The sequence below is a fragment of the Ilumatobacter sp. genome (assembly GCF_041688325.1).
Lineage (GTDB): Bacteria > Actinomycetota > Acidimicrobiia > Acidimicrobiales > Ilumatobacteraceae > Ilumatobacter_A.
On the sequence record NZ_JBDNIJ010000209.1, the window covers coordinates 1 to 6,524 of the forward strand.

6 protein-coding genes are annotated in these 6,524 nt (G+C 61.1%); 3 read left to right on the forward strand and 3 right to left on the reverse strand.

Annotation, left to right across the window (positions count from 1 at the left end):
• Positions 1–347: 347 nt before the first annotated feature.
• From ahpF to ACH2EI_RS12235, 3 genes are all read right to left on the reverse strand, one after another.
• Positions 348–1,928, reverse strand: coding sequence for an alkyl hydroperoxide reductase subunit F (gene ahpF / locus ACH2EI_RS12225; protein WP_395152094.1), 1,581 nt, complete (start codon positions 1,926–1,928; stop codon positions 348–350).
• 21 nt (positions 1,929–1,949) lie between these two features.
• On the reverse strand, positions 1,950–2,519 hold the full coding sequence (gene ahpC / locus ACH2EI_RS12230; RefSeq protein WP_395160210.1) for an alkyl hydroperoxide reductase subunit C: 570 nt from the start codon (positions 2,517–2,519) through the stop codon (positions 1,950–1,952).
• Between the two features lie 152 nt (positions 2,520–2,671).
• Positions 2,672–3,940 (reverse strand): ATP-binding protein, encoded by a 1,269-nt coding sequence (locus ACH2EI_RS12235; protein ID WP_395155602.1) that lies wholly within the window; start codon positions 3,938–3,940, stop codon positions 2,672–2,674.
• A gap of 241 nt (positions 3,941–4,181) precedes the next feature.
• Between ACH2EI_RS12235 and ACH2EI_RS12240 the strand changes: the two genes are divergently transcribed.
• The 3 genes from ACH2EI_RS12240 to ACH2EI_RS12250 form a co-directional block, all read left to right on the forward strand.
• Positions 4,182–5,189 (forward strand): ABC transporter substrate-binding protein, encoded by a 1,008-nt coding sequence (locus ACH2EI_RS12240; RefSeq protein WP_395155601.1) that lies wholly within the window; start codon positions 4,182–4,184, stop codon positions 5,187–5,189.
• 45 nt (positions 5,190–5,234) lie between these two features.
• Complete coding sequence (locus tag ACH2EI_RS12245; RefSeq protein ID WP_395155600.1) at positions 5,235–6,281, forward strand: glycine betaine/L-proline ABC transporter ATP-binding protein; 1,047 nt, start codon at positions 5,235–5,237, stop codon at positions 6,279–6,281.
• The coding region (locus ACH2EI_RS12250) for a hypothetical protein (RefSeq protein ID WP_395160212.1) at positions 6,278–6,524 on the forward strand (247 nt) is incomplete at its 3' end. The genes ACH2EI_RS12245 and ACH2EI_RS12250, both read left to right, overlap by 4 nt.

Sequence of the window (6,524 nt, forward strand, 5' to 3'; positions counted from 1 at the left end):
CCTACCAGGTCGCTCATTCCTGATGGAGGCGGCGATCCGCTGCGCTGGCTTACGGATTGGGGAGGAGCCCGCGCGTTGAACGAGTGAGCTCGTTGAGAGTGTCGACGACACCGGGTTCGCCACGCGGCAACGTGCAGGTTGCTCCTGCGGCTGGGTGAGCTGGGCTAGAGAACGCTTCCATTTTGTGTGGTCAAGAGTTCGGCACTCCCCTCGTCGCACCCCTCCCATGACACAGCGGTGTCGACGAGCACGGGAAGAATTCGGAGAACCTCATCCAGCGTCACCTCGTTCTCGTGCACTTTCCGCTCCGAGAACGTCGGTGCATCCGGCTTGTGCCGAGCGGGAGGTCAGGCGCTGACGGTGGTGTCTTCTGGAGTTCGGATCAGGTGATCAAAAACGGAAAGCATCGCCGTGGAGCCAGCGCCCATCGACACGACGATCTGCTTGAACGGCACCGTTGTGCAGTCGCCAGCAGCGAACACACCGGGCACCGAAGTGGCGCCGTGGCCGTCGATCATGATCTCGTTGTGTTCCGAAAGCTGCACGGTTCCGTCAAGCCACTCCGTGTTCGGCAAGAGGCCAATCTGCACGAAAATGCCGTCGAGGTCGACCTGGTGGTCGGTCTCGTCAGAGCGGCTCCGATAGGTGAGCGCAGTGACCTTCTTGTCGTCGCCGAGTACCTCGGTGGTCATGGCGCCGGTAACGATGGTGACGTTCGAGAGGCTGCGTAGTTTGTTTTGCAGTACCTCGTCGGCACGGAGCTCGTCGGCAAACTCGAGCAACGTGACGTGCTTGACGATGCCGGCCAGGTCGATCGCAGCCTCGGCGCCAGAGTTGCCGCCGCCGATGACTGCGGTTCGCTTGCCTTTGTACAGCGGGCCGTCGCAGTGTGGGCAATACGCCACCCCGCGGTTTGCGTACTCGGCTTCGCCGGGGACACCCATGCGACGCCAGCGTGCGCCGGTGGAGATGATCACCGAACGCGCCTGTAGTGCAGCGCCGCTTTCGAGAGCGAGCGTGTGGAGGCCACCGATCCGCAGAGCCGGATCAAGACGCCCGGCGCGTTGTGCCGTGATGATCTCGACTTGGTGATTGCGGACGTTGGCTTCAAGCTCGGCGGCCAGCTTCGGGCCTTCGGTGTACGGCGTTGAAATCAGGTTCTCGATACCCATCGTGTCGAGGAGTTGCCCACCAAATCGTTCCGCCACGATGGCAGTCCGCAGGCCCTTGCGGGCCGCGTAGACAGCAGCGGAGGATCCGGCTGGGCCGCCTCCGACGATGAGAACGTCGAAGGGGTCCATGGCGTTGATCTTTTCGACAGCGCGATCGCTACTCCCGGAATCGATCATCGCAACGAGTTCTTCGAGGGACATACGGCCCTGGCCAAAGTTCTCGCCGTTGCGGAACACCGTCGGCACAGCCATCACTTCACGAGCTTCGACCTCTTCCCGGAACGCGCCGCCATCGATGGCAACGTGCTCAATGTTCGGGTTGATGATGCTCATCAGGTTGAGCGCCTGCACCACGTCGGGGCAGTTCTGGCAGCTCAGTGAGAAGAACGTCTCAAAGCGATGCGTTCCTTGGATGTTGCGGATCTGATCGAGCAGATCGGCGTCAGCGGTCGAAGGATGGCCACCGACCTGCAGAAGCGCCAAGACGAGTGAGGTGAACTCGTGACCAAGCGGCACACCGCCGAACGTGACTGACGTACGAGGGTCAGCGACTCGCGTGATGCGGAACGAGGGGCGGCGCTCGGCGGAGCCATCGAAGCGCACGCTGATGTCATCGGACAACACGTCCAACTCGCCGAGGAGCTCAGTGATTTTCGTGCTGGTCGGATCGTCGTTGAGCGAAGCAACCAGTTCGATCGGCTGAACGATCTTCGGGAGGTGAGAGCGGAGTGCCTCGGTGAGGGAAGCGTCGAGAATCACGAGTTCATTCCTTCCGGGTTAGATCTTGCCGACGAGGTCAAGCGACGGTGCCAGAGTGGCTTCGCCCTCTTCCCATTTGGCGGGGCAGACCTCGTTCGGGTTGGCGCGCACGTACTGGGCGGCCTTGACCTTGCGGAGCAGTTCGGAAGCCGAACGACCAATGTTGCCGGCGTTGATTTCGATGATCTGGATCTTGCCATCAGGGTCGATCACGAAGGTGCCGCGCTCAGCGAGGCCGTCATCTTCGATCATGACCTGGAAGTTGCGGGTGATGACGCCGGTCGGGTCGCCGATCATCGGGTAGGTGATTTTGTTGATCGTCTCGCTGCTGTCGTGCCACGCCTTGTGGGTGAAGTGCTTGTCGGTCGACACTGCGTACACCTCGACACCGAGCTGCTGGAACTCTGCGTAATAATCGGCGAGGTCACCGAGTTCGGTCGGGCACACAAACGTGAGGTCGGCAGGGTAAAAAAACACGATTGACCACTTGTCGCGCATGTCGGCATCGGTCACGTCAACGAACTGGCCGTTGTGGAATGCGGTTGCTGCAAACGGCTTGACTTCTGTGTTGATCAGTGATGTTGACATGCTGGTACTCCTGCTTGGGGGGAAGATTCGAACAAGATCAAGCTACGCACGACGGTTCCAATCGTGCTGATGACTTCTGTCTCTCCAGCTCGACGTTGCCTGGTCAGGCCAGATGTGAAAGGCCGGGCAAGATCGGGTCGGAAAGCTGCCGGTCAGAGCCGGCTGAAACGCTCGGCCTCTGCGACGAAGTCGGCTCGACCGGCCTCAGAGATTGTGGGCACGGTCGAGTCGATCGCAGCGATGAGATCGCTGTTCGTGATAGTGGCGGTCGCATCGCCCTGGCGAACCGACTGGAACGCCCCGGCAGCAGCGCGTTGAATTGCGCTCGCGATATCGGCTGGGGTTAACCCATTGGTGGCGTCCACCATCGCCTGCGGGTCAATCGCCGACCCTGGAATCGCTCCGAGCATGTCGTTGAGCAATGCAAGGCGTGCGTCAGGATCTGGCGGTCCGATGGGAATGACGAGGTCGAATCGACCGGGACGGACAACGGCGGGATCGAGAGCGGCGATCGAGTTCGTTGCGCACACGAGGAGCCGACCTGGCGCCTCGCGAACGCGCACCATCGCCTTGAGTAGCTCGTTGACGACGGCTTGCGTTTCGGGTCGTGCGGCACGTGAGCTTGCGATGTCATCGACTTCATCAATGAACACCACCACGTGTTCGAGCCCGAGCAGATCGTCGAAGGCCCGACCAAGTTCGTCAGCCATCATCGCCGCTCCTTGTGCCCCGAGTTTCGAGGGCAAGAGCTCAACGAAGGGCCAACCCAGCCGTCCGGCAATGGCCTTCGCGAACGACGTCTTGCCGGTTCCGGGCGGACCAAACAAGAGCATGGCTGACGGTGCGACTACCCCGAAGTGGCTTGCCAACTCGGCCTCGATCAGCGGCGCCAACAAACGTTGTTCAACGATGTCACGCTGCATCGTGAGCCCGGAGAAAGATTCCCATCGAGACTGATCGATCAGCTCGCCGTTCCAGCGTTCAAGAATGGAGAACGCCGTTGGACGAAGGGGTTCGTCTTTGGAGTACAGCGCCAGATTCGGCGTGACTTCGAAACCCCGATTGACGAGCGCAGCCGCACCGATCTGATTCTCGGTGAGGAGTGCGACGATGCGGTGGCAGCCTTCTTTCAGGAACGCGGCTTCGGCACGTCCAATCAACGCCGAGCCGATGCCCTTGTTCCTCCACTCCGGGGCAATCGCGATGGCGACGATGCGACCGATATCGCCTTCGCATCGGCCGACGAGGACGGCGACGATCGAGTCGCCAACACAGGCGACCACGTTTGTTGTCGGCGACCTGAGGTCAGCGACAACTTCGCTCAGTTCGACGTGAACAGTGTCGGCGCTCCGGGCTCGCTCGATGAGCCGAATAACGTTGGGCATATCGTTCGCTTCGGAGATTCGGACCGTCCATATCATGCCAGAACAGTAAGACAGGCTTGAGGCCCGTGGAACGTCGAGCTCCAGAATCAAACGATCTGGTCGCGGGTGGACTGCAAGAGCCTCGTGGGAACCAGATCGTGGCGCAGTCACCGGCTCTCAAGCAGCATTCTGCAGTCGAATCTCGCGCCGCCGAATCAGTTTTACCGACCGTCTCAAACAGTCTAAGATCGCTGCTTCGGCGCGTGAACTTGTGCGTTCGTGACAGAGGGGAACTCTTATGATTATCAACAACGTTCGTCCCAGCGTCAGTCGACGCGGGCGGCTCGTCCGTGTGCTTGCGGCAACCGCAGCACTTGGCCTCGTGGCCGCCGCGTGTGGCAGCGACGCCGGCAGTGATTCGGGCGGTTCGGTCGAAGGCGCCAGCGACGAGGTCATCAAGCTTGCCGTCAACCCGTGGAACGGATCCGCAGTGAATGTCGCTGTGGCATCGCAGCTCATCTCCAGCGAGATCGGCCAAACCGTTGAGGTCGTCGAAGTCGACGAAAACGCCCAGTGGGCCGCCATCAATACCGCCGACCTGTCGGCATCGCTCGAAGTCTGGCCGTCCGGTCACGCGCAGAACGTTGTCGACTTCATCGACAACGCTGATGGCAACGTGGTCAACGCCGGCTTGCTTGGCCCGGTCGGCAAGATCGGTTGGTACATCCCGACGTACATGGTCGACCAGCACCCGGAGCTCGCCACATGGGAGGGCTTCAAAGATCCGGAGCTCGCCAAGTTGTTCGCCACGGCTGAAACTGGCGACAAGGGCCAGTTCCTTGGCGGTGACCCGAGCTTCGTGCAGTTCGACGAGGCGATCATTGCCAACCTCGGCTTGGAACTCGAAGTTGTCTACGCCGGTTCTGAAGAGGCGATCCTCGCCGCGCTCGACTCGGCAATCTCTCGCGAAGAGCCAATTCTTATCTACCTGTGGACGCCTCACTCTGCCCACAACAAGTACGACCTCACCGAGGTCAAGCTGCCCGATTACAGCGATGCCTGCGCCGCCACCGCACCTGACGGCGTGGATTGCGACTACCCCGCCGACAACCTCTTCAAGATCATCTCCGCAGATCTCACCGAGTCGTCGCCAGCGGTTGCGTCACTGCTGACCAAGATGAACTACACGACTGCTGATCAGGTTGAGATGCTTGCTTCGGTTGAGACTGACGGCATGTCGGTTGAAGACGCAGCCGCGAGCTGGATCGAGGCGCATCCGGACACCTGGAAGGCCTGGCTCTCCTGAATATCCCACTGCTGGCGGCCTCCTCGAGGCTCGGGGAGGCCGTCGATGGCCGCTGACACGCCAATCATCGATGTGTCGGGTCTGTGGAAGGTCTTTGGTGGCAGCGCTCAAGAAGCCAAACGCCTGGCCTCTGCAGGGGTGTCGCGCAGCGAGATCCACGAGCGCACCGGCTCGTTGATTGCGGTCAACGATGTCTCGTTTTCTGTTGCTGCAGGCGAGACGTTCGTCGTCATGGGACTCTCGGGTTCCGGCAAGTCCACGCTGATTCGCTGCCTCGCGCGACTGATCGAACCCACGTCGGGTGGTATCGAGATGTGCGGCGAGGATCTCATCGCGCTCGACGACGTCGGCCTCCGAGAAATTCGGCGACACCGCTTGTCGATGGTGTTTCAGCACTTCGGTTTGTTCCCGCATCGCACGGTGCTGGACAACGTTGCATTCGGGCCCGAAGTGTGCGGCGTACCCCGTGAGCAGCGGCGCGCTGATGCACTCGAGCTGCTCAGTACGGTCGGTCTCGAGGGATGGGGCGATCACTACCCGCAGCAACTCAGCGGTGGAATGCAGCAGCGCGTCGGCTTGGCGCGTGCCCTGGCCGTTGATCCAGATGTGCTCTTCTTCGATGAGCCGTTCAGCGCCCTTGACCCGCTGATTCGTCGCGATATGCAAGACGAACTGATTGAACTGCAGCTTAAATTGCAGCGGACGCTCGTGTTCATCACGCACGACTTCACCGAGGCGTTGCGCTTGGCAGACCGCATTGCCATCATGCGCGATGGCGAATTTGTCCAGGTCGGAACTGCTGTCGAAATCATCACCAATCCGGCCAATGACTACGTCGCGGCGTTCACGAAGGATGCGCCGAAGGCGAAGGTCCTCACCGCTGATCACGCGATGAAGCCGGCCGCATCGGCTGCGTTGACTGCATCGGAACTTGCCGGCCTCGCCCGGGTGGGCCGATGGACGGTGCTTGAGGACTTCATCCCGCGCCTGCTGTCGAGCCCCGATCCAATTGCCGTCGAGGATGATGCCGGAGCGGTGCTCGGCGTCGTGTCGCACGCCGATGTGGCTCGCCTGCTCGAGCCCGGACGATGAATCGAGGCCAACGCCTCGGGTTCTACGTTGTCGGGATCATCGGCGCCACCTGGCTGGCCTCGGTGCTACTCAGCGATGTCGGGGTGTTCCCCGAATCGTGGGACATTGGCCTCGCTGATCCGATCAACGACGCGCGTCGCTGGCTGATCAACAACCAGCGCACACACTGGCTGTACAACGTCATCCTCAACCCCTTCTCTGACGTTGTCGAAGGGGTCATCAACCTCATCGAAACAACGCTGC

Coding starts and splice junctions, on each gene's coding strand:
- ahpC (WP_395160210.1), bottom strand. CDS start 2,519: ATGTCAACATCACTGATCAACACAGAAGTCAAGCCGTTTGCAGCAACC.
- ACH2EI_RS12235 (WP_395155602.1), bottom strand. CDS start 3,940: ATGATATGGACGGTCCGAATCTCCGAAGCGAACGATATGCCCAACGTT.
- ACH2EI_RS12240 (WP_395155601.1), top strand. CDS start 4,182: ATGATTATCAACAACGTTCGTCCCAGCGTCAGTCGACGCGGGCGGCTC.
- ACH2EI_RS12245 (WP_395155600.1), top strand. CDS start 5,235: ATGGCCGCTGACACGCCAATCATCGATGTGTCGGGTCTGTGGAAGGTC.